The organism is Hydrogenophaga sp. BPS33, from assembly GCF_009859475.1.
Lineage (GTDB): Bacteria > Pseudomonadota > Gammaproteobacteria > Burkholderiales > Burkholderiaceae_C > Hydrogenophaga.
Window position 1 is genome coordinate 3,727,032 of sequence record NZ_CP044549.1, and the last position, 23,105, is coordinate 3,750,136.

Annotated in this window: 23 protein-coding genes, 1 tRNA gene and 1 pseudogene; 7 read left to right on the top strand and 18 right to left on the bottom strand. The window is 66.6% G+C overall.

Features of this window, described 5'->3' with window-relative positions; all coding sequences use genetic code 11:
* Positions 1-109: 109 nt before the first annotated feature.
* From clpP to F9K07_RS17425, 5 genes are all read right to left on the bottom strand, one after another.
* Positions 110-727 (bottom strand): ATP-dependent Clp endopeptidase proteolytic subunit ClpP, encoded by a 618-nt coding sequence (clpP, locus tag F9K07_RS17405; RefSeq protein ID WP_159594623.1) that lies wholly within the window; start codon positions 725-727, stop codon positions 110-112.
* Between the two features lie 184 nt (positions 728-911).
* Positions 912-2,225, bottom strand: coding sequence for a trigger factor (gene tig / locus F9K07_RS17410; RefSeq protein ID WP_159594624.1), 1,314 nt, complete (start codon positions 2,223-2,225; stop codon positions 912-914).
* 74 nt (positions 2,226-2,299) lie between these two features.
* Positions 2,300-2,386, bottom strand: a tRNA-Leu gene (locus F9K07_RS17415).
* 76 nt (positions 2,387-2,462) lie between these two features.
* Positions 2,463-5,621, bottom strand: a complete 3,159-nt coding sequence (locus F9K07_RS17420; protein WP_159594625.1) for an efflux RND transporter permease subunit — start codon at positions 5,619-5,621, stop codon at positions 2,463-2,465.
* Positions 5,622-5,629: 8 nt separating this feature from the next.
* Positions 5,630-6,739, bottom strand: coding sequence for an efflux RND transporter periplasmic adaptor subunit (locus F9K07_RS17425; protein ID WP_159594626.1), 1,110 nt, complete (start codon positions 6,737-6,739; stop codon positions 5,630-5,632).
* A gap of 66 nt (positions 6,740-6,805) precedes the next feature.
* Here F9K07_RS17425 and hpnC point away from each other — a divergent pair, with 66 nt between their 5' ends.
* Positions 6,806-7,693 carry a squalene synthase HpnC gene (gene hpnC / locus F9K07_RS17430; RefSeq protein WP_159594627.1) on the top strand — a complete coding sequence of 296 codons (888 nt, stop codon included), beginning with the start codon at positions 6,806-6,808 and terminating at the stop codon, positions 7,691-7,693.
* Positions 7,694-7,706: 13 nt separating this feature from the next.
* Here the strand turns inward: hpnC and F9K07_RS17435 are convergent, their stop codons facing one another.
* The 3 genes and pseudogenes from F9K07_RS17435 to F9K07_RS17440 all read right to left on the bottom strand — a co-directional run bounded on the left by F9K07_RS17435 (position 7,707) and on the right by F9K07_RS17440 (position 9,224).
* On the bottom strand, positions 7,707-8,315 hold the full coding sequence (locus F9K07_RS17435; RefSeq protein ID WP_442907335.1) for an AraC family transcriptional regulator: 609 nt from the start codon (positions 8,313-8,315) through the stop codon (positions 7,707-7,709).
* A 50-nt stretch (positions 8,316-8,365) separates the two neighbouring features.
* A pseudogene (locus F9K07_RS32305) lies at positions 8,366-8,686 on the bottom strand (cupin domain-containing protein); the annotation flags it as partial.
* A 10-nt stretch (positions 8,687-8,696) separates the two neighbouring features.
* Positions 8,697-9,224, bottom strand: a complete 528-nt coding sequence (locus F9K07_RS17440; protein ID WP_159594628.1) for an OsmC family protein — start codon at positions 9,222-9,224, stop codon at positions 8,697-8,699.
* A 203-nt stretch (positions 9,225-9,427) separates the two neighbouring features.
* Between F9K07_RS17440 and F9K07_RS17445 the strand changes: the two genes are divergently transcribed.
* Together F9K07_RS17445 and F9K07_RS17450 are read left to right on the top strand one after the other, a co-directional pair.
* Positions 9,428-10,240 (top strand): class I SAM-dependent methyltransferase, encoded by an 813-nt coding sequence (locus F9K07_RS17445; protein ID WP_159594629.1) that lies wholly within the window; start codon positions 9,428-9,430, stop codon positions 10,238-10,240.
* 49 nt (positions 10,241-10,289) lie between these two features.
* Positions 10,290-11,612, top strand: a complete 1,323-nt coding sequence (locus tag F9K07_RS17450; RefSeq protein ID WP_328794066.1) for an NAD(P)/FAD-dependent oxidoreductase — start codon at positions 10,290-10,292, stop codon at positions 11,610-11,612.
* A gap of 1 nt (position 11,613) precedes the next feature.
* Here F9K07_RS17450 and F9K07_RS17455 read toward each other — a convergent pair whose 3' ends face one another.
* The 10 genes from F9K07_RS17455 to F9K07_RS17500 all read right to left on the bottom strand — a co-directional run bounded on the left by F9K07_RS17455 (position 11,614) and on the right by F9K07_RS17500 (position 19,505).
* Positions 11,614-12,357, bottom strand: a complete 744-nt coding sequence (locus F9K07_RS17455) for a sulfite exporter TauE/SafE family protein (RefSeq protein ID WP_159594631.1) — start codon at positions 12,355-12,357, stop codon at positions 11,614-11,616.
* Positions 12,354-12,944: a malonic semialdehyde reductase gene (locus tag F9K07_RS17460; RefSeq protein WP_159594632.1), complete on the bottom strand. Its 591-nt coding sequence runs from the start codon at positions 12,942-12,944 to the stop codon at positions 12,354-12,356. The genes F9K07_RS17455 and F9K07_RS17460 overlap by 4 nt, the downstream gene beginning before the upstream one ends.
* A gap of 50 nt (positions 12,945-12,994) precedes the next feature.
* Positions 12,995-13,933, bottom strand: coding sequence for a 4-hydroxy-tetrahydrodipicolinate synthase (dapA, locus tag F9K07_RS17465; protein WP_159594633.1), 939 nt, complete (start codon positions 13,931-13,933; stop codon positions 12,995-12,997).
* A gap of 40 nt (positions 13,934-13,973) precedes the next feature.
* Positions 13,974-14,780: an ABC transporter ATP-binding protein gene (locus F9K07_RS17470; RefSeq protein WP_159594634.1), complete on the bottom strand. Its 807-nt coding sequence runs from the start codon at positions 14,778-14,780 to the stop codon at positions 13,974-13,976.
* Positions 14,777-15,178: a VOC family protein gene (locus F9K07_RS17475; RefSeq protein ID WP_159594635.1), complete on the bottom strand. Its 402-nt coding sequence runs from the start codon at positions 15,176-15,178 to the stop codon at positions 14,777-14,779. Before F9K07_RS17475 ends, F9K07_RS17470 begins: the two co-directional genes overlap by 4 nt.
* 56 nt (positions 15,179-15,234) lie before the next feature.
* Entirely contained in the window at positions 15,235-15,999 is a 765-nt protein-coding gene (locus tag F9K07_RS17480; RefSeq protein ID WP_159594636.1) for an ABC transporter permease, read from the bottom strand.
* 31 nt (positions 16,000-16,030) lie between these two features.
* Positions 16,031-16,561, bottom strand: a complete 531-nt coding sequence (locus F9K07_RS17485; RefSeq protein WP_159594637.1) for a VOC family protein — start codon at positions 16,559-16,561, stop codon at positions 16,031-16,033.
* 8 nt (positions 16,562-16,569) lie between these two features.
* Entirely contained in the window at positions 16,570-17,583 is a 1,014-nt protein-coding gene (locus tag F9K07_RS17490) for an ABC transporter substrate-binding protein (protein WP_159594638.1), read from the bottom strand.
* A 71-nt stretch (positions 17,584-17,654) separates the two neighbouring features.
* The gene (locus tag F9K07_RS17495; protein WP_159594639.1) at positions 17,655-18,590 is read right to left on the bottom strand and encodes a fumarylacetoacetate hydrolase family protein; all 936 of its coding nucleotides are present in this window, start codon (positions 18,588-18,590) and stop codon (positions 17,655-17,657) included.
* A gap of 210 nt (positions 18,591-18,800) precedes the next feature.
* On the bottom strand, positions 18,801-19,505 hold the full coding sequence (locus tag F9K07_RS17500; protein WP_159594640.1) for a GntR family transcriptional regulator: 705 nt from the start codon (positions 19,503-19,505) through the stop codon (positions 18,801-18,803).
* Between the two features lie 219 nt (positions 19,506-19,724).
* Here F9K07_RS17500 and F9K07_RS17505 point away from each other — a divergent pair, with 219 nt between their 5' ends.
* The 4 genes from F9K07_RS17505 to F9K07_RS17520 all read left to right on the top strand — a co-directional run bounded on the left by F9K07_RS17505 (position 19,725) and on the right by F9K07_RS17520 (position 23,079).
* A complete protein-coding gene (locus F9K07_RS17505) occupies positions 19,725-20,246 on the top strand; it encodes a chemotaxis protein CheW (RefSeq protein WP_236582027.1) in 522 nt (173 codons plus the stop codon).
* An 84-nt stretch (positions 20,247-20,330) separates the two neighbouring features.
* Positions 20,331-22,127 carry a methyl-accepting chemotaxis protein gene (locus F9K07_RS32190; RefSeq protein ID WP_159594642.1) on the top strand — a complete coding sequence of 599 codons (1,797 nt, stop codon included), beginning with the start codon at positions 20,331-20,333 and terminating at the stop codon, positions 22,125-22,127.
* A 54-nt stretch (positions 22,128-22,181) separates the two neighbouring features.
* Positions 22,182-22,676 carry an EVE domain-containing protein gene (locus F9K07_RS17515; protein WP_159594643.1) on the top strand — a complete coding sequence of 165 codons (495 nt, stop codon included), beginning with the start codon at positions 22,182-22,184 and terminating at the stop codon, positions 22,674-22,676.
* A gap of 43 nt (positions 22,677-22,719) precedes the next feature.
* Complete coding sequence (locus tag F9K07_RS17520; RefSeq protein WP_159594644.1) at positions 22,720-23,079, top strand: antibiotic biosynthesis monooxygenase family protein; 360 nt, start codon at positions 22,720-22,722, stop codon at positions 23,077-23,079.
* Positions 23,080-23,105: the final 26 nt, after the last annotated feature.

Here is a 23,105-nt window from a genome sequence, read left to right on the forward strand (position 1 = left end):
GAGGTCTCAGGGCGAAAAACGAGGTAAGAACAATGATAGATCAAGCCCCGGGAGGCCAAAATGGGCAATAACCAGCCCATTTCATACCGTCTTCGGGGCTTGAGGGGCCTCAGACCGCGCTGGGGCGCTTCTCGATCACTTTGTCGATCAGGCCATATTCCTGCGCTTCCGGTGCCGTCAGAAAGTAATCGCGCTCGGTGTCGTGCTGGATCTTTTCCAGGGGCTGTCCCGTGCGCTCGGCCAGGATGCGGTTCATCTGGTCTTTCGTGCGAAGGATGTCGCGGGCGTGGATTTCGATGTCGGTCGCCTGACCGCGCGCACCACCCAGCACCTGGTGGATCATGACCTTGGAGTTGGGCAGCGAGAAGCGCTTGCCCTTGGCACCAGCGGCCAGCAGGAACGCGCCCATGCTCGCCGCGAAGCCGCAGCACAGCGTGGACACATCGGGCTTGATGAAATTCATGGTGTCGTAGATCGCCATGCCGGCGGTCACGCTGCCACCGGGGGAGTTGATGTAGAACGAGATGTCCTTGTCCGGGTTCTCGCTCTCCAGGAAAAGCAACTGGGCTACCACCAGGTTGGCGGTCTGGTCGTTCACCTCCCCCACCAGGAAGATCACGCGCTCTTTCAACAGGCGCGAATAAATGTCGTACGAACGCTCGCCGCGGCCCGACTGCTCGATGACCATGGGCACCATGCCCAAACCTTGAATGTCCATTGCGCTCATGCGTTTCTCCAAGTATTGAACCCACTATTTAACTACTGTAACCAACCCGCCGATGCCCCTGGGGCCGGACTGGCCGGAAAACCGGAACGGCCACAGGGCTGCAGGTGATCACAGATGGGGGAGGATCTGAAAAAAGAAAGGGCGGATCGCTCCGCCCTGCTCCGTCACGGTGCGACGCGTTCGATCAGGCCTGTTGCGCCATCAACTCGTCGAAGTTCACCGCCTTCTCGGTGACCTGTGCCTTGGAGAGCACGAACTCGGTGACGTTGTTCTCGATCACGATGGCTTCGACTTCGGCCATGCGGCGGTTGTCGCCGGTGTACCAGCGCACCACGTCGGCGGGCTTCTCGTAGGAAGCAGCCAGTTCGTCGATGTGGGCCTTGATCTGCTCGGGCTTGGCCTGCAGGTCATTGGCGCGCACCAGTTCGGCCACCACCAGGCCCAGGCGCACGCGGCGCTCGGCTTGCGGTTTGAACAGCTCTTCGGGGATCGGGGCCTTGTCGGCATCCTTCACGCCGCGCTGCTTCAGGTCGGCGCGCGCGCCTTCCACCAGGCGGTCCATCTCGGCTTGCACGACCGAATTGGGCAGGTCGAGCTCGGCCTTGGAGACCAGGGCGTCCATCACGGCTTGTTTGTTACGGGCCTGCAGGCGGAACTTGACTTCGCGCTCCAGGTTCTTGCGGATGTCGGCGCGCAGGCCTTCGACCGTGCCGTCGGCGATGCCCAGCGCCTTGGCCAGGGCTTCGTCCACCGCCGGCAGGTTGGCGGCTTCCAGCTTGTTGACGGTCACCAGGAAGTCGGCGGTTTTGCCGGCCACGTCCTTGCCGTGGTAGTCGGCGGGGAACGCCAGCGGGAAGGTCTTGGACTCGCCGGTCTTCATGCCACGCACGGCGTCTTCGAATTCCTTGAGCATCTGGCCATCGCCGACGATGAACTGGAACGCCTCGGCCTTGCCGCCTTCGAAGGGTTCGCCGTCGATCTTGCCGGCGAAGTCGATGGTGGCGCGGTCGCCATCCTGGGCGGCCTGGTCCTGCGCGCGTTGGGCGAAGGTACGGCGCTGCTTGCGCAGGATTTCAACCGTGCGGTCGATGGCGGCGTCGTCGACTTCGGCGGACACCTTCTCCACGGTGGCGCTAGACAGGTCTTCGATCTTCACTTCGGGGTACACCTCGAACACCGCGTCGAAGGTCAGTTGGCCTTCGGGCGCGCCTTCCTTCTCGGTGATCTTGGGCTGGCCGGCCACGCGCAGCTGCGCTTCGTTGGCCGCGCTGGCGAAAGCCTCGCCCACCTTGTCGTTCATGACTTCGTAGTGCACCGAATAGCCATAGCGCTGGGCCACGACGTTCATCGGCACCTTGCCCGGACGGAAGCCATCCATCTTCACGTCGCGCGCGATGCGCTTGAGGCGGCTGGACACCTCGTTCTGGATCACATCGGCTGGCAGCGTGAGCGTGATCTTGCGCTCGAGCTTTTCCAGGGTTTCAACGGTTACGGTCATGAAAATCTCCAATAGGTGTCGGTCGACCAGCCTGTCTGGCCAACCCGTGAAGCGTTCGTCGTCTGTCTGTGAGGTGGTGCGCGGGGGGGGACTCGAACCCCCACACCATTGCTGGCGTCAGGACCTAAACCTGGTGCGTCTACCAATTTCGCCACCCGCGCCCGCTGGGAAGACCGCGAAACCACGGATCCGTCCCAACTGGGGAACCCGAGATTGTAGCCGCGCGGCCATGGCAGCTTATGGCCGCTTCACCCGGAACCAGGCGGCGTACATCGCGGGCAGCGCCAACAGGGTCAGGACCGTGGCGACGATCAGGCCGCCCATGATGGCCACGGCCATCGGGCCCCAGAACACGCTGCGGGACAAGGGGATCATCGCCAGCACGGCGGCCGCAGCGGTCAGCACGATGGGCCGCATGCGGCGCACCGCCGCTTCGACGATGGCGTCCCAGGCGGGCACGCCGCGCGCGCGGTCCTGCTCGATCTGGTCGATCAGGATCACCGAGTTGCGCTGGATCATGCCCATCAAGGCGATCACACCCAACAGCGCGACGAAGCCGAAGGGCCGGTTGAGCAGCAACAGCGCACCCGCCACCCCGGCCATGCCCAGCGGACCGGTCAGGAAGACGAGCAGGGAGCGGCTGAAGCTTTGCAGTTGCAGCATCAGCAGGGTGAAGACGATGAACAGCATCAAGGGCACGCCCGCCACGATGGACGACGAACCCTTGCTGCTTTCTTCCACCGCGCCCGCCACCTCGATGTGGTACGCGCCCAGGCCGCGCGCGGCCCAGGCATCGCTGATCGTCTTGAGTCTGGGCTGCAACTCGGCCGTCACGGTCGCGCCTTGCAGGCCTTCAACCACGTCGCCCTGCACGGTGATCGCGTAGTCGCGGTTCTCGCGCCAGAGCACTCCGGGCTCCCATTCGAACACCGGCTTGGCGATCTGCAGCAGCGGAATCGCCTGGCCGCTGGCCGTGGGCAGGTAGGCGTCGGCCAGGTCGGTGATGGCATCGCGTTCGTCCAGGGGTTGGCGCAGCACGATGTCGATGAGCTTGTCGCCGTCGCGGTACTGGCCCACCGTGGTGCCCGAGAGCAAGGTGCGCGAGGCCTGCGCGATGGACTGGCTGGACACGCCGAGCGCGCGCGCCTTGGCCTGGTCCACCTCCAGGCGCAGTTTCTTCACCGACTCGTTCCAGTTGTCGTTCACGCCGCGCATGTTCGGGCTCTCGCGCAGGGCCTGCTTCACCTCGTCGGCCAGGCCGCGCAGCACCTGCGGGTCGGTGCCGACGACGCGGAACTGCACCGGATACGGCACCGGTGGTCCGTTGGGCAGGAGCTTCACGCGCCCGCGCACTTCCGGGAACTCGCTCGCCAGCAGGGCCGGCAAAGCATGCCGAAGGCTTTCGCGGGTCTTCAGATCCTGCGGCAACACAATCAGTTGCGACACGTTGGTCTGCGGAAAGATCTGGTCCAGCGGGAGGTAGAAACGCGGCACACCCGAGCCGATCCAGCTCGTCACGCTGCGAACGCCCGTCTCCTTCGACAGGCGCTCCTCGAGTCGGCGCGTCACGTCGTCCATCGCCCGGATGCTGCTGCCTTCGGGCAGCCAGATGTCCACCAGGATTTCCGGGCGGCTCGAATCGGGAAAGAACTGCTGCTGCACCTTGCCCATGCCGGCGATGCCGAGCACGAAGGTGAGGATGGTGGCGCCGATGGTCAGCCAGCGGTGCTGCACGCACCCGTCGACCAGGGCGCGAAAGCGCACGTAGAACGGGCCGTCGAACACTTCGTGCGGCTCGCTCCCTTCGGCATGCGGCTTCACCTTCAACAGCAGCACACCCAGGTAAGGCACGAAGAGCACCGCCACCACCCACGAGATCACCAGCGCGAGCACGGTCACCGCGAAGATGGCGAAGGTGTATTCGCCGGTCATGGAGTTGGCCAGGCCGATCGGCAGGAAACCGGCCGCCGTGATCAGCGTGCCCGTGAGCATCGGCATGGCCGTGGCGTCCCAGGTGAAGGTGGCCGCACGCACCATGCTGTAGCCTTCCTCCAGTTTTCGCACCATCATCTCCACCGCGATGATGGCGTCGTCCACCAGCAAGCCGAGCGCGATGATCAGCGAGCCCAGCGAGATCTTGTGCAGGCCGATACCCCAGTAGTTCATCGCCAGGAAGGTGATGGCCAGCACCAGTGGAATGGTGATGAACACCACCAGGCCAGGGCGCATGTCGAGCACGTAGCGCTTCAGGCCTCGGCCGCCCGGGCGCCTGTGCAGGCCCAGCGCAAGGAAACTCACGGCCAGCACGATCACCACCGCTTCGATCAGCACCTTCACGAACTCGTTGACCGAGCCCGTCACCGCGCTGGGCTGGTCCTGCACCTGCGACAGCGTCATGCCCGCGGGCAATGTCGCCTCGATGTCGGCCACCGCGCTCTTGAGCGATTGGCCCAGCGCGATGATGTCACCGCCCTCGGCCATGGAAATGCCTAGCGCGATGCTGCTCTTGCCGTCGTGGCGCACCAGCGTCTGCGGTGGATCGACGTAGCCCAGAGCGATCTGCGCGATATCGCCCAGGCGGATCTGCGTGCCGCTGGCCGAGCGGATCGGCATGGCGCGCAGTTGCTCCACCGAGTTGAAGGCCCCGCCCACGCGCACCTGCACCACGTCCTGCGGTGTCTGCACCGCGCCGGCCGATTCCATCGCGTTCTGCTGCCCGAGCGCGTCCAACACCTGCTGCAGGTTCAGGCCCAACGTGGCCAGGCGCTTCTGCGAGATCTCGATGTAGAGCTTCTCGTCCTGCACACCGAAGAGCTCGACCTTGCTCACGTCGCGCACGCGCAGCAGCCGCTGGCGCACGCCGTCGGCCACGAGCTTCTTGTCGGCGGGCGAAAAGCCTTCTCCCTGCAGCGCGTAGATCACGCCATACACGTCGCCGAACTCGTCGTTGAAGAAGGGCCCGACCACGCCCTGCGGCAGTGTGCCGCGCATGTCGCCGATCTTCTTGCGCGCGGTGTACCAGGTCTGCGGCACCTCGTGCGGCGGCGAGGAGTCCTTGAGCTGGAAGATGATGAGCGACTCGCCGGGCTTGGAGTAGCTGCGGATCTTGTCCGCGTAGGGCACCTCCTGCAGCGTCTTCTCGATGCGATCGGCCACCTGCTCGGCCACTTGCTGCGCGGTCGCGCCAGGCCAGTAGGCGCGCACCACCATGGCACGGAAGGTGAACGGCGGGTCCTCGTCCTGGCCGAGCTGGAAGTAGGCTGCCACGCCCAGCACCATCAGCACGATCATCAGATAGCGGGTGAAGGCCTGGTGGTCCAGCGCCCACTGCGAGAGGTTGAAGCGCGAGACCCATGCGGAGGGTTGCTCGGCGTCCGTGGGAGAAGCGTCTTGCATGCCGGGCCTCACTGCGTCGCCGGGGCCGCGAAACGGGTCACCTTCTGGCCGGGCGAGAGCACGTGCACCCCAGCGGCCACCACCTCCTCGCCCGGTTTCAGCCCGGCGACGATCACGGCATCGTTGCCGTCCGCGGTGGCCACCTGCACTTCGCGCGGCTGCACGGTGCCCGCTGCCGCGTCGAACACCCACACCGAGGTGCCTTTGCGGTCCCCCGTCTCGGAACGCATCAGCGCGGTCGTGGGCAATTTGATGGCCACGGGTGCCGCCGCCGCGCTGCCGAGCGTCACGTAGGCGGTCGCGCCCAAGGTGACGTCGGCCGCATCGGGCAAAGAGAGCTTGACCTGGTAGGTGCGGGTGACCGGGTCGGCGCTGGCCGCCACCTCGCGCACCCGCGCCTCCAGCGGGGCGGCGTCGGCCGCCGCGCCCAGGCCCGCCCACAGCCGCACCTGCGCCGGTGCACCGGGTTTGACCTGTACCACGCGGTCTTCGGGCACGGCGATGACCACGTCGCGCGCGCCATCGCGCGCCAGGCGCACCACCGGGGCGCCTGACGAAACCACCTGGCCAATTTCGGCGTCGACCCCGATCACCACGCCCGGGCCATCCGCGAGCAGCCGCGCATAACCCGCCTGGTTGCCCTGCACCGCGCTCTGCGCCCTGGCCTGGCGCAGCGTGGCCTCGGCAGACTGGAACGTGGCCTGGCGGCGCTGGATCTCAGCACCGCTCACGAAGCCTTGCGCCTGCAAATCCTGGTAACGCTTGAGATCGGCCGCCGCCAGATCGCGCTGCGTCTGCGCCGCGCTCACCTGGGCCTGGGCGGCCTGGCTGGACAGCGCCAGATCCTGCGCGTCGAGCTGCGCCAGCAACTGGCCGGCTTTCACCCGTTGGCCCACTTCGGCCGGTCGTTGCACCAGCTTGCCGCCGACCCGAAAACCCAGGCGCGACTCGGTGCGCGCACGCACGTCTCCCGCGTATTCGTGTGCCAGCAACACACCACTCAAACCCACCGTGAGCAGCTTGACCGAGCGGATCGGCTCTTCGGGCGGCGCGGCCGGCGAACAGGCCACCAAGGCCATCGCCATGCTCACGAACAGGACAAAATGCGGTGTTTTCATGGCAGGCTCACTAATGACTGACCGGTTAGTAACAAAAAATTGTAGTGCAATTCAAGCACCGCGTTCATGAGTCCATCGCCCTCTTCCTCCTCTGTCCGGTCGTCCTCGCAGGCCATCGGCGTAGGGCACTACGAGAATTTCCCGGTGGCGTCCTGGCTGTGCCCGCCCGCGCTGCGCCCGGCCGTGGCCGCCATCTACCACTTCGCCCGCACCGCCGACGACATCGCCGACGAGGGCCAGGCGCCGCCCGAACAGCGCCTGGCCGATCTGCTGGCCTACCGCTACACGCTGAACCTGTGCCTGGAGGGCGCCAGCGCCATCGAGCCGCGCTGGCCGGCGATCTTCGGGCCGTTGTCGCAAGCGGTGCAGCGCCACCAGTTGCCCGGCGAGTTGCTGCACGACCTGCTCAGCGCCTTCGAGCAAGACGTGCGCCACACGGCCAACGCGCATCGCTACGCCGATCTGGACGAACTGCTGGCCTACAGCCGCCTCTCCGCCAACCCGGTGGGCCGCCTGCTGCTGCATCTGTACGGCGTGCACGACGACACTGCCTTGCAGCAGAGCGACCAGATCTGCAGTGCGCTCCAGCTCATCAATTTCTGGCAGGACATCGGCGTGGACCTGCCGCGCCAGCGCTGCTATCTACCGGCCGATGTGTTGCAGCGCCACGGCGTGCGCGTGTCCGATTTCGCGCTGGACAACCCGCAGCAGGCGGGCGCCATGGCGGGCGTGGTCGGCGAGCTCTGCGCGCACGCCAGCCACCTCATGCACCAGGGCGCGCCGCTGGTGCACCGCGTGCCCGGCCGCGCGGGCTGGGAACTGCGCCTGGTGGTGCAAGGCGGGCTGCGCATCCTGGAGCGCATCGCGCAAGCGCATCACCGCAGTTGGCAGGTGCGCGTGACGCTGCGCAGGGTCGATGCACCGCGCCTGCTGTGGCGCGCCTTGAGGATGTGAGGGGCCCGGCCCGTCAGACCTCGGCCGCCGCCTCCAGGTGCGCCGTGCGGTTGCGCCGCCAGGTTGCCGGCGGCACACCGTATTCGCGCCGGAACGCCCGGATGAAGGCGGTGTCGGTCTGGTAGCCGACGTCTTCGGCAATGCGCATGAGCGGTGCCTTGCTGCGGCACAGCAAGTTGCCCGCCAGCGTCATGCGCCATTGCATCAGGTATTGCATGGGTGAGCTGCCCACCAGGTGCTGAAACCGCTCGGCCAGCAACGAACGGGAGGCGCCAGCCTCGCGCGCGAGTTCTTCCAATGTCCAGGCATGCGCCGGCTGCCGGTGCATGGCATTGAGCGCCCCTCCCACCACGCGGTCGCCCAGGCCTGCGAGCCAGCCGGTGCGGCCCGCGCTCTGCTCGTGGATGTAGAGCCGCAGCACTTCGATGAACAGCACCTCGGCCAGTTTGGACAGCACGCCCGCGCCACCGGGCCGCGGCGATCGTGCCTCGGCCAGCGCATAGCGCACCGAGGCTTCGAGCCAGGCGCCCGCGCTGGAGCCGCGCACATGAACCCGCAGCATCGGCGGCAGGCCCGCGAGCAGCAGGCGCGCCAGCCGCGCATCGCAGGCCGGTAGCCGCACAACAAGCGCGTGCTGGAGCCGCCACCGCCGAAGTTGAGTTGCCGCGGACGGCGTTGCAGCAACTCCTTCAAAGGCCGTCCGGACACGGGTGCGAGGCCTTGCGCCGAGGCCATGCGGTGCGCATGCCCTTGCGGGAACACGATCACGTCGCCGGCCGTCAACCACAGCGGCGGCTGTGTTTCCAGCTCCACCACGCACCTGCCCTCGGTGACCATGTGAAAGATCACCACGCGCTCAGCCCCCGGCTCCAGCAGCGGTGCGGCCGCATCGGCATGCGGCGACTGGTAGCTCCACGGGGCGGTGAAACGCCCTTGCAGAAAAATGGCGCCGACCAATTGCACCACGCGCAGGGTTTCGGAGAGTGCATCCATGGTGGGTGCCTCAGGCGGTATCGATGCGCAGGGCCAGCGGCGTGGCCGACTGCAGCGCGCGGGGAATCGGCGAGCGGTCCACCGCCGCCTGCACCAGACTGCGCAGCCGTTCGTGGGAGACGCCTTCGGCCTGGACGCGCACCGACAGTTGCACCTCGCCCGGGCCGGCATGCACGGGCTTGTCGTCGGCATCGGGAATGCCGAGCAGGCCACGCGAATCGGACCAGCTCGTGGCCTTCACCTCCAGGCTGGTGAGTTCGATGCCTTCGGCCGCCGCCACCAGCACGATGGAGGTGGTGGCGCAGGATGCTAGGCCGGCGCGAAACAGCCAGCCGGGTGTCACCAGGCCACCGGTGCCGCCGAGTTCGCTCGGCATGTCGGTGGGTACCTGCGTGCCGTTGGCGTGGTGCACCACCACGCGCGTGCTGCCGGCCCAACGGGCGGTGGCGGGGCCGTCTTCGTGCCATCCCGCTTCGGGCCGGCGCCGCAGCACTGCGGTAACGCGCTGGAGGGCGTCTGCGATGGGTTGTAGCGTCATGCGGCCACTCCTTCCCGAGGAATGCAGGCCCCGGGGCCCGGGGATTATGGGCGCCTCCAACGCGCCGCGCCAGTGCGGCGCGCCGGACGGACGCTCGAACGGTTTTCCTGGACGCGCGGGCAGGACAGCACAGGCCCACGCGCGCTCCACTGCATGCCGGGCCTTCGCCCGCACCGCCAACCACCCACATGAGAAACCACACCATGAACGCACCGAACGAATTCGCTGCCCTGAAAACCCGCCAGCAAGCCGCTTGGGCCAGCGGCGACTACGCCGTCATCGGCACCACCTTGCAGATCGTCGGCGAGTCGCTCGCCGAGGCCTGCGACCTGCGCACCGACGAGCGCGTGCTCGATGCGGCCGCCGGCAACGGCAACGCCACGCTGGCCGCCGCGCGCCGGGGGGCGAAGGTCACATCCACCGACTATGTCGACACCCTGCTGCAACGCGGCGCCGAGCGCGCCCGGGCCGAGCGCCTGGACGCGGCCTTCCAGGTAGCTGACGTGGAAGACCTGCCGTTCGAAGACGCGAGCTTCGACGCGGTGCTGTCGACCTTCGGTGTGATGTTCGCCCCCGACCACGCCCGCAGCGCCAGCGAGATGGCGCGCGTCTGCCGCCCTGGCGGGCGCATCGGCCTGGCGAACTGGACGCCCGAAGGCTTCATCGGGCAATTGTTCAAAGTGCTGGGGCGCCATGTGCCGCCGCCTGCGGGCTTGCAACCGCCCTCGCTGTGGGGCACGCAGGCGCACCTGCACGCGCTGTTTGCGCAGACCGCCGAGAAGATCGACGCAACGCCCAGACAGTTCAACTTCCGCTACCGCTCGGCGGCGCATTTCATCGACGTGTTCCGCACCTGGTACGGGCCGGTGCATAAAGCCTTTGCCGCCTTGCCCGCCGACAAGGCGGTGGCGCTGGAGAACGACCTCACCGAGCTACTGAACCGCCTGAACCGCGCCGGACCCGACGCGCTGGTGGTGCCCAGCGAGTACCTCGAAGCCGTCATCACCCGCCGCTGAACCGGCCGCGCGCCGTGTGCGCGTGCTTTTGTCGTCTACAGTGGATGCCATTTTTCCACTGAGGCAGCAACACATGCAGCAACGGATCGTGATCGTGGGTGGTGGTGCAGGCGGCCTGGAACTGGCCTGCAAGCTGGGGCGCAAACTTGGCGCGGAGCAGGTGACCTTGGTGGACATGCAACTCTTCCACATCTGGAAGCCCTCGCTGCACGAAGTGGCCGCGGGCACGCTGGACATCCACCAGGAAGGACTGTCGTACGAAATGCTCGCGCACGACAACCGCTTCACCTTCTGCTTCGGCGCCATGACCGCGCTGGACAGCGAGGCCAGGACCGTCACGGTGTCGGCGGTCACGGACGACAACGGCGAAGAACTCGTGCCCGAGCGCACCCTGCCCTTCGACCAGTTGGTGGTGTCGGTGGGCAGCACCGCGAACCATTTCAACGTGCCCGGCGCGGCCGAACACACGCTCTCGCTCAACCGCCCGGCCGACGCCGAGCAGTTCCGCCTGCGCATGCTCAAGCTGCTCACCGCCGCCGAGTTGCGCAAGAGCGCGGGCAACGAGGCGCAAGTGCGCATCGTGATCATTGGCGGCGGGGCCACCGGCGTCGAACTGGCGGCCGAACTGCGCGAAGCCAGCGTGGTGCATTCGCGCTACGGCTTTCGCCGGCTCGACCCGAACACGGATGTGCGGATCACGCTGCTCGAAGGCGCAGACCGCATCCTCGCGCCCTTGCCGAAGAAAGTGTCCATCGCGGCGGCGCATTTGCTCAAGGAGCGCCATGTGACCATCGAGACCGACTGCCGCGTCGCGCGCATCACCCCCGAGCAGGTCGAAGACGCCACGGGCCGCGTGTTTGCCGCCGATCTGGTGGTGTGGGCCGCCGGCATCAAGGCCCCCAGCCTGCTCGCCGAACTGGGCCTGCCCACCAACCGCTCGGGCCAGTTGGAGGTGGAGGGCAATCTGCAGGTCAAGGGCCACACGAACATCTTCGCGCTGGGCGACTGCGCGGCCTGCCCGATGGCCGACGGCAAGCTGGTGCCGCCGCGTGCGCAGGCGGCGCACCAGCAGGCGAGTTACCTCGTGACGCGGCTGATGCGCCGCGCCATGGAGCAGCCCGAGCGCGACGATGCCTACGTCTACAAGGACCATGGCTCGCTGGTCTCGGTCGGCACGCAGACCTCGGTGGGCAACCTCATGGGCAACCTGTTCCGTTCCACCTGGTACGTGCAAGGCGTGCTGGCGCGCACCATGTACGTGAGCCTGCACCTGATGCACCACCAGGCCGTGCTAGGAACGCTGCGCACGGGCGTGCTGGCAGTGGCTCGCTTCCTGGTGAAACGCGCCACGCCGCTGGTGAAGCTGCACTGAATCAACGCAGGCGAAGGAAGAACACCACCGTCATGCCCAGGCCCACCAGCACGACGAAGCCACGCACGAACGCCACCGGCAGGCGCTGCGCGAGCCGCGCGCCGGCATAACCGCCGGCCGTGGCGCTCAGCGCCATCACCCACACCGAGCTCCAGTCGATCAGGCCCCCCACGATATACACCACCACCGCCACGGCGGTGAGCAAGGTGGAGACCAGGTTCTTCAGGCCGATCGACACCTGCAGGTTGCGCTCGCCCACGAGGCCGAAGAAGGCCATCAGCAAGATGCCCAGTCCGCCGTTGAAATAGCCACCGTAGACACTGATGGCGAACAGCCCGGCACGGCCCGCGCTGGGCACGGGCGCGCGTTGTGCCAGGCGCCGCGAGACGGCCGGCCCCACCATGAACAGCAGCGTGGCGGCCAGCAGCAACCACGGCACCAGGCGCGCGAACCCGTCACTGGAAGTGAAGAGCAACAACACCGCGCCCGCGATGCCGCCGATCAAGGCAAGCCCGATGAGCTGCGACATGCGCATGCCTGCCGACGCGCGGATGGCATCGCGGTAGGCCCAGGCGCCCGACAGGTAGCCCGGCAACAGCGCCAGCGTGCCGGTGGCGTTGGCCACGACCGGTGGCACACCGGTGAAGACAAGAGCAGGCAAGGTGAGGAAGCTGCCGCCACCGGCCACCGCGTTCAAGGCGCCCGCCAGAAAGGCGGCCGCGCACAGGATCAGCACATCGGTCATTGGATCGCGCAGGCCTCGTCGAACGTCAGGCGGGGCAGGCGCGCAAACAGCCGCTGCGGGTCGCCGTGGCCCAGGCCACAGAGGAAGTTGGTCTTGACCTGCGTGCCTGGCCAGAACGTGGCGTCCACGCCCGCAGCGTCGAAGCCCGACATGGGGCCGCAGTCCAGCCCCAGGGCGCGCGCGGCCAGCATCAGGTACGCACCTTGCAGGCTGCCGTTTCTGAAAGCGGTCTGTTCGGCATGCGCCTGGTTCTGCGGACCTTCGAACGCAGCGCCGGCTTGAGGACGGTGGGGGAACAACTGGGGGACCTTTTCATAAAAGGCGAGATCGTAGCCAACCACCACCACCACCGGCGCGCTCATCGCTTTCTCCACATTGCCCGCCGCGAGGTGTGGCCGCAAGCGCTCCCGGGCCAGCGGCGTGCGCAAAAAGAGAAAACGCGCGGGCGAACAGTTGACCGAGGTCGGCCCCCACTTCAGCAGTTCGTACAGCGCGTGGATCTGTTCGGTGGAGACCTCGCGGTCCAGCCAGCCGTTGTGCGAACGCGCATGGCGAAACAAGGCGTCCTGCGCCACATCGTCGATCATGGAATGGCTTTCCGGGGGCGCGGTGTCGCGCCCCCTTGGGAGCACGGCCTTCAGGCCAGTGCGGTTTCGGCAGTGGCGGGCGAAGACAGCGTGCGCCGCGCTTCGGCGGCAATGCGTTCGACCACCTGCTGGAGATCGCGGCGCACCTGGGGAGAGAGCCCGGCGATGGGCGCGCGCGCCGGGCCGGCGTTGCGTCCGGCCAGGGCCATGGCCTCCTTGATGACGACCGGGAACGAGCCCCAGGCCCAGGCGGCGCGCAGGGGCGCGAACACGTTGGAGATGCGCAGCGCTTCGTCCATCTGCCCGCCGCGCAGCGCGGTGTAGAGGCGCACCATCAGTTCGGGGAACACATTGGCCGCGGGCGAGACCGTGCCTTGCGCGCCGTGCACCATCATCGCCAGCGCGATCGTGTCGCGGCCCGAGAACAGCAGCGCGGGCCTCGGCGCCTCCAGCAGGTATTCGATGGACTGGGTGAGATCGCCCGCCGAGTCCTTCACGCCCACGATGTTCTCGCAGGCCTGCATGCAGCGCACCAGCGTGCGCGGCAGCACGTTGACGCTGGTGCGTGGCGGGTTGTTGTAGAGCATCACCGGCAACGAGGTGGCGCGCGCGATGGCGGTGTAGTGCGCCACCAGCTCGTCCTGCGAGGGCTGTACGAAGTACGGCGTGATCACCAGCGCGAGATCGACGCCCATGGCCTGGGCGGCCTGCGTGAGGCGGATGGCCTGGCGCGTGTTGCCGGCACCGGTGCCGGCATACACGGGCACCCGCCCAGCGCAGACGCGCGTGGTGATCTCGATGAGTTTCAAATGCTCGGCCTCGTCCAGCGCGAAGAACTCGCCCTGGCTGCCGGCGATGGAAATGCCGTGCACGCCGGCGCCGATGTAACCCTCGACGAGCTCGGCCACGCGCGCTTCGTCCAGGCGTTGATCGGCGGTGAAAGGCGTGGCCATGGCGGGCACCACGCCGTGAAACTGGCTTGTATTCAAGAGGACTCCTGTGGTTGGGCGTGAAGCTGGGGGGCGGGGTTCAGTCCACGCCCATGAGGTGGCCGAGCTGGACCATGTAGTGGCCGAACGCGGGGTGTTCCTTGGTGGCGCGCGGATCGCGCGGGCGCGGCAGGTCGATGCGCATGTCTTCGATCACATGGCCCGGCCGCTCCGACATCACGAGCACGCGGTCTGAGAGGAACACCGCCTCGGCAATGCTGTGCGTGATCAGCACCACGGTCTGGCGCATCTCCTGCCACAGGCGCAGCAGCTCCACGTTGAGCTGGTCGCGCGTGAGCGCATCGAGCGCGCCGAAAGGCTCGTCCAGCAGCAGCACCTGCGGCCGCAGCAGCAGGATCTGGCCGAGCGCGGCGCGCTGGCGCATGCCACCCGAGAGTTCGTGCGGGTAGCTGCGGCGGAACTTCTCCAGCTTGAGGATGGGCAGCAAGGCGTCCAGGCGCTCGCGGATGTCGGCCGCGGGCAGGCCGCGCACTTCGCCCGCGAGGCGGATGTTGGCCTCCACCGTCTCCCACGGCAGCATGTTGTGGGTCTGGAACACCACGCCCACTTCATCGGGCACGCCCTTCTGCGGTCGGCCAAAGATGCTCACCTGGCCACCGGCGTCGGGCTCGACCAGGCCGGCGATCACGCGCAGCAAGGTGCTCTTGCCGCAACCGCTGGGACCCAGGATGGAGACGAACTCGCCGCGCGGAACATGGAAGTCGACCTGGTCCAGGGCCCTCACGCGCTCGCGCGCATCGAAGGTCTTGCACACGGCCTTCACGTCGATGGCCACCTCGGCCGCCACCGCGCGTGTGGATCCCAGCGAAGGGTTTTCAGGCCTCACTTGCGGGCTCCCACCCAGCCGCCTTCGGAGATGTCGAACACCACGCCATCGAGGTCGCGGAACTTCATTTCGTAGTACAGGCTTTTCTTGTCGTGCGGCAGGTCCATGAAGAACTGGCCACCGTGGTCTTCGATGCGCTTGCGCTGCGCGTCGAGGTCGTCGCACCAGAAGCCGAAGTGGTGGGTGCCGATCCAGTTCTTGCCGCGCTCCAGGCCGGCGGCTTCGTCGGTCTTGTAGTTCAGCAGGGCCAGGCAGATGGTGCCGTCGGACAGGTACACGCCCGAGGCGATGGGCGAATGCGTGGGCTCCACGATCTGCAGGTCGAACACCTCGCTGTAGAACTTGGCGGCCTTCTCGGGGTCGGGAACGGCGAGTGCGATGTGGCGAAGTTTGGCCATGGAATTGCTCCTGTAGGAAGAGTGAAAAGGGTTGAAATGGAAGGAAGAGGAAAAGCTCAGAACCCGCGCCACCACACGCGCCGTGACACGAGTTCGACCAGCAGGTACAGCACGCCGGCCACGACCGAGGTGGCGACCAGGGCGGCGAACAGGTAGTCGGTGCGGGCGTTGGCGTTGGCCTCCAGAATCAGGTAACCCAGGCCACGCTCGGAGCCCACGAATTCGCCGACGATGGCGCCGATCACCGCCAGCGGCATGGCGGACTTGCAGCCATCGAGGATCGAAGGCAGGGCCGAGGGCACGTGCAGCCGCCGGAAGGTGACCCAGGCCGGTGCGCGGATGGCACGGAAGTGCTCGACCAGATGCGCCGGTGTGCCGGCCAGGCCCCCCATGGTGCCGATCACCACGGGAAAGAAGGCGAAGAGAAAGGCCATCAGCACCTTGGAGGTTTCGCCGTAGCCGAACCAGATCACCATCAACGGTGCCAACGCGATCTTGGGCAGACCCTGGAACACGACGATGAGCGGGTACACCGTGCGGCGCACCAGCGGCCAGGCGTGGATCACCATGCCCAGCGCGATGCCGATGACCACGGCGAAGATGAAGCCCACCATCACTTCCTGGGTGGTGACCCAGGCGTGCTCGAGCAAGGGGCGGCGGTTCTCCCAGAGGCTGCCCATCACGCGGCTGAGCGGGGGCAGCAGGTACTGCTTGATGCCGAAGAGTTCAACCGCCTTTTCCCAGAGGATGGCCAGCAGGGCGACGAGCAGCAGCGGGTCGGTGTAGAGGCGCCAGGGCGCGGTCTTGTGGGGAGATGTCATGGGTGCAAGGTCAAAAGGTCATGCGGTGGGTTCACTGGCGGGAAGGCCCCCAGTCGGGCGGATCGACGACGAAACGGCCGAACTCCCATTGGTCGAACGCCTTGAGATCGTTCTTCCACACCGAGGCCTGGTAAGGCTTCTGCGGCGTCACCTGCAGCATCTCGGCGTAGAACTCGCAGTAGTTGCCGTCCGGGTCCTGAAACACCAGGAAGAGGTTTTCGCCCGGCCCGTGCTTGCCGATGCCGCGCACGATCTCCACGTTCTTCGAGCGCAGGAATGCCGCTGCCTGCTCGATCTCTTCCAGCGACTCGAGCTGGTAGGCGAAGTGCTCCAGGCCCGGGCGCTGCGGCCGGTAGGTGTTGTGCCACTCGGCCGCGTCCTTCGGGATCTGCGCCAGCGCCAGATCGTGGTGGTCCTGCGCGCAGCGCAGGAACGCCATCTGGTCCTCGATGTAGTCCGAGACCTGCAGACCGACGATGTCGGTGTAGAAGCGCACCGAGGCCTGCAGATCGCGCACGTTGAGCACCACGTGGCCCAGGCGGCGTGGGCGGGGACGGTTCATGGGTGGGTTCATTGCAGCAACGCGTTGGTGTAGGTGTCTTGCGCCTTGACCTTGCCGTTCAGGCCGAAAGCCTTGTCGACGAACTGCAGCGTGGCGCGCATGCGGTCTTCGCGCAGATGGCCCAGGCCCTTGTCCTTGGCCTGTGCATCGGCGATCAAGGCATTGATCTCGCGGATCTGCTGCAGCGCGATCGCGCGGTCCACCGTGGGAAAGCTCTTGAGCATGAGGTCGGCCGCCTGCTCGGGATTGGCCTGCGCGAACTCGAAGCCCCGGTAGGACGCGCGCAGGAACTTGCGGACCATGTCCGGGCGCTTCTGGATCACGTCCTCGGTGGTGGCGAAACCGCTGCCATAGGCGTCCAGCCCGAAGTCGCTGTACTCCACCCAGCCCAGCTTCACACCGGCGGTGGCGGCCTGCTTCTGCGTCACGGCGCGGTTGCTGGCCAACCAGCATTCGGCCATGTCGATGCGGCCTTCGATGAGCGACGCGTCCACCACCGCCGGGTCCATGCGCAGCAGGCGGATATGGTCCTTCGGCTTGCCGTTGTTCTCCAGCCAGGCGGGCACCACGTTGTGCACCGGAGAAGCCGAGCCGCCACCCAGCAGCAGCCCTTTCATCTGGTCCAGCGTCTTGATGTCGTGCTTGCCCGCGTTGAAGCAGATGCCCGCGGGCCAGCGGGTGTTGATGGCACCCACCAGCCGGATCTTGCCGCCGTTGGCCCGGTTCAGCACCAGGCTGATCGGATCGACATAGCCGAACTCGAATTGCCCTTGGTCGAGCTCGTTGGCGGTGCGGTTGCCGCCGTAGCCGCGCACGATGCGCGTCTCCAGGCCGGCTTCGCGAAAGAAGCCCTTCTCCTGCGCCACGATCACGCCGATCGAGCTGCCCTGCGGCAACCACGCCATGTTGTACGTGACCTTCTCCTGCGCGCTGGCCACGCCGAGCGCGCCCGCGATGCCCAGGACGAAAATGGCCAGCCGCTGCAGGGTCTGGGATCGGAATCCACGCTGATGTCGTTCCATGCTTGTCTCCTATAGTGGTTTTGCGGGAGCGGGCCTCGCATGCGCCAGGCCCGCTTCTTTCACGCTCTCTGTCAGACGCTCTCGGCCTCGATCGCGTTGGCGATGCTGCCAATGCCCTCGATGCTGGCGACCATGCGGTCTCCTGCCTTCAGGAAAATCCCGCGGCCCATGCCCACGCCGGTGGGGGTGCCGGTGGCAACCACGTCCCCCGGCTGCAGCGTGACGATGGTGGAGAGGTAGGCGATCTGTTCGCGCACGCTCCAGATCATGTTGGCCGTGCTGTCCTGCTGCATGGGTTCGCCGTTGACGTCCAGGCGCAGGTTCACGCGCTGCGGGTCGGGGATCTGCGATGCCGGCACCAACCAGGGGCCGAAGGGCGCGAAGGTGTCGTGGCACTTGCCCTGGAACCAGTCGTGCTTGAACGGGTAGTCGGTGCGCAGGTTCAGATCGCGCGCGGTGACGTCGTTGACGATGGTGTAGAAGGCCACCGCATCCAGCGCTTCCTCCACCGACACCCGGCGGCAAGGCCGGCCGATCACCGCGGCCAGCTCCACTTCCCAGTCGAGCTTGCCCGTCTCCGGTGGCAGTTGCACCACGTCGTCGGGCCCGACCACGCTGTTGGCGAGCTTGAGGAACATGTAGGGCTTGCTCAGCGCCTTCGCCGCCAGCACCGTGCCCATTTCGTTGGCGTGCGAGGCGTAGTTGGAGGCCGCGCAGAAGATGCGCTGCGGTACGTACGGCGCGACCACCCGCACACCTTCGTGTGGCAACGGCTGGACCTTGCCCTGTGCGACCAGCGCCGCCATGGACTGGGCCGCGTCCCCCAGCCAGTCGGAAGCGCCGCCCTCGCGCACCATGGCCTCCACCCCCCGCTGCGCCCAGCCCGCGGGAACGCCCTGCAGACCGGCGGCGATGCACGCCTGCAAGTCGTACAAGCGCCCGTTGTCCACCAGGGCCGTGCCCCGTTTCCCCGCTTGCTCGTAGGTCGCCAATGCAATCCAAGACATCTGTTCACTCCTCGTTGATAAAAACCGACCGCAGGACCATCCTGCACTCTATTTCTGAAATTTGTATGCAATTTTAAGAACTCACACACAAATAAGTCAACGAGTCGACAGCTAGGGGTTTTCCAGTAGGAGAACGAACGGTCCGAAAACGACAACGCCCGGACAAATCCGGGCGTTGATTGCGCAGGAGGAGGAGGAGAAAGAAGCCGGTCAGGCGGCTCGGGTCAGCGCGGGCATGCCGGAGCCCGGCCCGAAGTGCTGCAGCACGTTCATGGCGGAATTGGCGGCGTGCTTGTGCATGGCGCGGGCGGCGCCCTCCCCGTCCTGCGCCAGGATGGCCTGGATCAGTTCGCCGTGTTCGACGTGAGAGCGCTGCAGCCGGTTGTCCACCACGAAAAAGCCGCGCGCGCGAAACGGCGCCAGACGCTGGCGCAAGCCCATGGCCATCTCTTCCAGGATGCGGTTGCGGCAGCCGGCGTAGATCAAGGCGTGGAATTCTTCGTTGTACTGCGCGTAGGCCTTGGCATCCTGCCGGGCGATTGCCTCGGTGGCCTGTTCGTGCACGTACTCCAGGCGCCGCCGCTCGGTGGGGCCGGCACGCAGGGCGCACATGCGCGCGCACAGCGCTTCCAGTTCGCCCGAGGCCTCGAACAGGCCGTCGAGGTCGTTCGACTCCACCTTGGCCACCGAAAAACCCCGGCGCGGCTGGTGCGCGACCAGGCGCGTGGTCGCCAATTGCCGCAGCGCGTCGCGCACCGGGCTGCGCGAGACACCAAAGCGCTGGGCGATGGACTGCTCGTCCAGCCGCGTGCCAGGCGGCAAGCGGTTCATCACGATCTCCTCGGCCAGCTGGTCCGCAATGGTCTGGGACAAGGTCTTGCCGACCTTGGCTTCGGTGTCTTCTGCTTCTTCCATGGGCTGTTCCCTTCGTGTCAGGCGCTAATTTGTCGACATTTTTTTATTTTCGCATACGAATTCGCGCAGTTACAAGCATTTCGTTCCATGGTTGAACCGACGCAAAGGCATTTCCGAGCGCGGCGCCGCATCCGACCAAAGGCCTATCCGGGCGTTAAGAAAAGCGAGACGGGTGCCGATATGGGGGCATCACATCTTTCACCCGGATCCATGGACCACATGCCCGCCTCGGCCAGCCTCTCTCCCTCTGCCTCGACACGCCGCCCAGCGCTCGCGCCCGCCAGCGCCGGTGAATTCCTGAGTTTTCGCCTGGGCGCCGAGGAATACGGCATCGATATCCTGCGCGTGCAGGAAATCCGCTCTTACGAAGAGCCCACCCGCATGGCCAACGCTGCGGCGTTCATCAAGGGCGTGGTCAACCTGCGCGGGGTGATCGTGCCGGTGGTGGACATGCGCATCAAGCTGGGGTGCGAGAAGGTCGACTACAACGATTTCACCGTGGTGATCGTGCTCAGCGTGTTCGGCCGCGTGGTCGGCATGGTGGTGGACTCGGTGTGCGACGTGATCGCCCTGTCCCAAGACCACATCAAGGAAGCGCCGCAGATCAGCAGCACGCAGGACGCCAGCTTCATCACCGGCATCGCCAGCGTGGGCGAGCGCATGCTCATCCTGGCCGACATCGAAGCCTTGATCGGCAGCGCCGAGATGGGCCTGACCGAGGCCAGTCTCTCGCTGCAGTAAATCCCGTTTCGAACGCGCGGCGCGGCACTCTGCATTGCGCTGCCGCGCGTTCATCTCCCGCTCTTCGTTTCCTTTTCCATCCCCATGACCTTCTTTCGCAATCTTTCCGTGGGCGCCAAGCTGTGGGCTGGCGTCGTCGCCATCATCGCTGCCCTGTTCATCGTCGTGGGCACCGCCGGCATGCGTTCGGCCGAGCTCAACGAATCGTCCGAGCGGGCCATGGCCCTGCTCAATGAAAAAACCGAGATCGCCACGCAATGGGCCGGGCTCACCGAACTCAGCGTCACGCGCACCCAAGCCTCCGTGGTCAGCAGCGACCCCACCGTCGCCGAGATGTACAAGGACCTGGTACCCGCCGGCATCGCCGCGATCAACGAACTGCAGAAAAAGCTGCAGTCGCTCGAACTGAGCGCGGACGAGAAGGCCCAGCTGGACAAGATCGACCAGTTGCGCAAGGCCGTGCTGGCCTCGCATGCCAAGGCCATCGAGCTGAAGAAGGCCGACGACTTCGCCGGCGCCGCCGACGAAATCCGCTCGCGCTTCAACCCAGCCGTCACGCCCTACCTTGCCGCGTTGCGCGAGTTCGCCACCATCCAGGACACGGTGCGCGACAAGGCCCAGCTGGAATTCGAAGCCCAACGTGCCACCAGCCTGACCATCGCGGCCTTCCAGGTACTGGCCCTGGTCATCGGCATCGTCGTCGGCGCGTTCTTCCTGATCCGCAACATCCGCAATCCGCTGCGCGACGCCATGGCATTCGCCGAGCAGATCGCCGGCGGCGACCTCACCGCGCAGATCCGCAACGAGCGCAAGGACGAGTTCGGCGCCATGACGGCGGCCCTCATCACCATGCGCGACCGCCTGGTGAACGTGGTGTCCGACGTCAAGCGCGGCACCGAGAACATCAACGTTGCCGCCAAGGAAATCGCCACCGGCAACAACGACCTCTCGGCGCGCACCGAGCAGACCGCCTCCAACCTGCAGCAGACCGCGGCCAGCATGGAACAGATGTCGGGCGCGATCCGCCAGTCCGCCGACTCGGCGCGCGTGGCCAACCAGCTGGCCGACGTGGCCGGCCAGAGCGCCCAGCGCGGTGGCGACGTGGTGCAGCAGGTGGTGAGCACGATGGACGAGATCAACCAGTCCTCCCGCAAGATCGGCGACATCATCGGCGTCATCGACGGCATCGCCTTCCAGACCAACATCCTCGCGCTCAACGCCGCGGTGGAAGCCGCGCGTGCCGGCGAACAAGGCCGTGGCTTCGCGGTGGTGGCCGGCGAGGTGCGCAACCTCGCGCAGCGCAGCGCGCAAGCCGCCAAGGAAATCAAGGTGCTGATCGGCGCCAGCGTGGACAAGGTGGCCGCGGGCACCGAACTGGTCAACGAAGCCGGCAAGACCATGGGCGAGATCGTCGACAACGTGGTGCGCGTGCGCGACATGATCGGCGAGATCGCCAGCGCGTCCGGCGAACAGGCCGATGGCGTCAACCAGATCAACGCGGCCGTCTCCAACCTGGACCAGCTGACACAGCAGAACGCCGCCCTGGTCGAAGAGAGCGCGGCAGCCGCATCGAGCATGAACGAACAGGCCGAGCGCCTGGCCGAGGTGGTGCGCGTCTTCCGCGTGGACGCTGGCGCGGCCGCGCGCAGCACCATCGGCGAAATCCGCTCGACGGATCTGCACAAGCCCATGGTCAAGCCCACATCCATCGCGCACGCCGCACCCAAGGCACTGCCCGTGCAGGCACCCAAGGCAGTGGCGTCTTCGGCACCCGTACCCAAAGCACGGCCCCCCGTGCTCCACAAGCCGGCAGCGGCCAAGGCCGCGCCCCAACCCGTGGCGGCGGGCAACGGGGGCACGGACGAGTGGGAATCCTTCTGATTTTTTGACGCGCCGGAGTTCACACCGGCGGGGAGGCCATCGCACAATAGCGCGATGAACAGCGCGAAAACCTCCCCTCAATACTGGCTGATGAAGTCCGAGCCCGACGAGTGCTCGATCGACGATGCGCTGGCCGCGCCCCGGCACACCGTGCCCTGGACCGGCGTGCGCAACTACCAGGCGCGCAACTTCATGCGCGATGCGATGCGCGTGGGCGATGGTGTGCTGTTCTACCACTCCAGTTGCCCCGAGCCGGGCATCGCGGGATTGGCTGAAGTGGCCTCCACCACACGGCCCGACCCCACCCAGTTCGACGCGAAGTCGCCCTACTTCGACGCCACCTCCCAACCCGACGCGCCGCGCTGGCTGTTGCTGGACGTGAAGGCCACGCGCAAGACGCGGCTGATCGGCCTGCCCGAGTTGCGCGACACCCCCGAGCTGGCGGACATGGTCGTGCTCAAGCGCGGCAACCGGCTTTCCATCACGCCGGTGAGCCCGGCGCACTGGAAGCTCATCACCGAACGGCTGATGGGCAAGCACTCGGAATAATCCCGGTGGGTGCTGGGTGCGCCCTACCTTCCATCAACCTCGCATGTTCACATCCACCTTCACGTTCGCCAAACGGGAATTCGACGAAGCGTTCCACGCCCTCGACCAGGTCATCGCCGACACCGCCAAGTCCATCCCTGGCTACCTAGGTGAAGAGAGCTGGGAAAACGCCACCACCGGGCTGATCTCCAACGTCTACTACTGGGAGACCATGGAGGCGCTGCAGGTGTTGATGCAGCACCCGGCACACCTCGAAGCCAAAGCGCAGCAGTCGCGCTGGCTGAACGGCTACCACATCGTCATTGCGCAGGTGGTGGGGTCGTACGGAGATGGTGGTATTGCGCATCCGCTCAATGCAGTCCTGCCAACAAGGCCTCAGCAACAGACATCCGCCTCGGAGTGACGGTCTGCAGCGTCGTGTCATGTCTG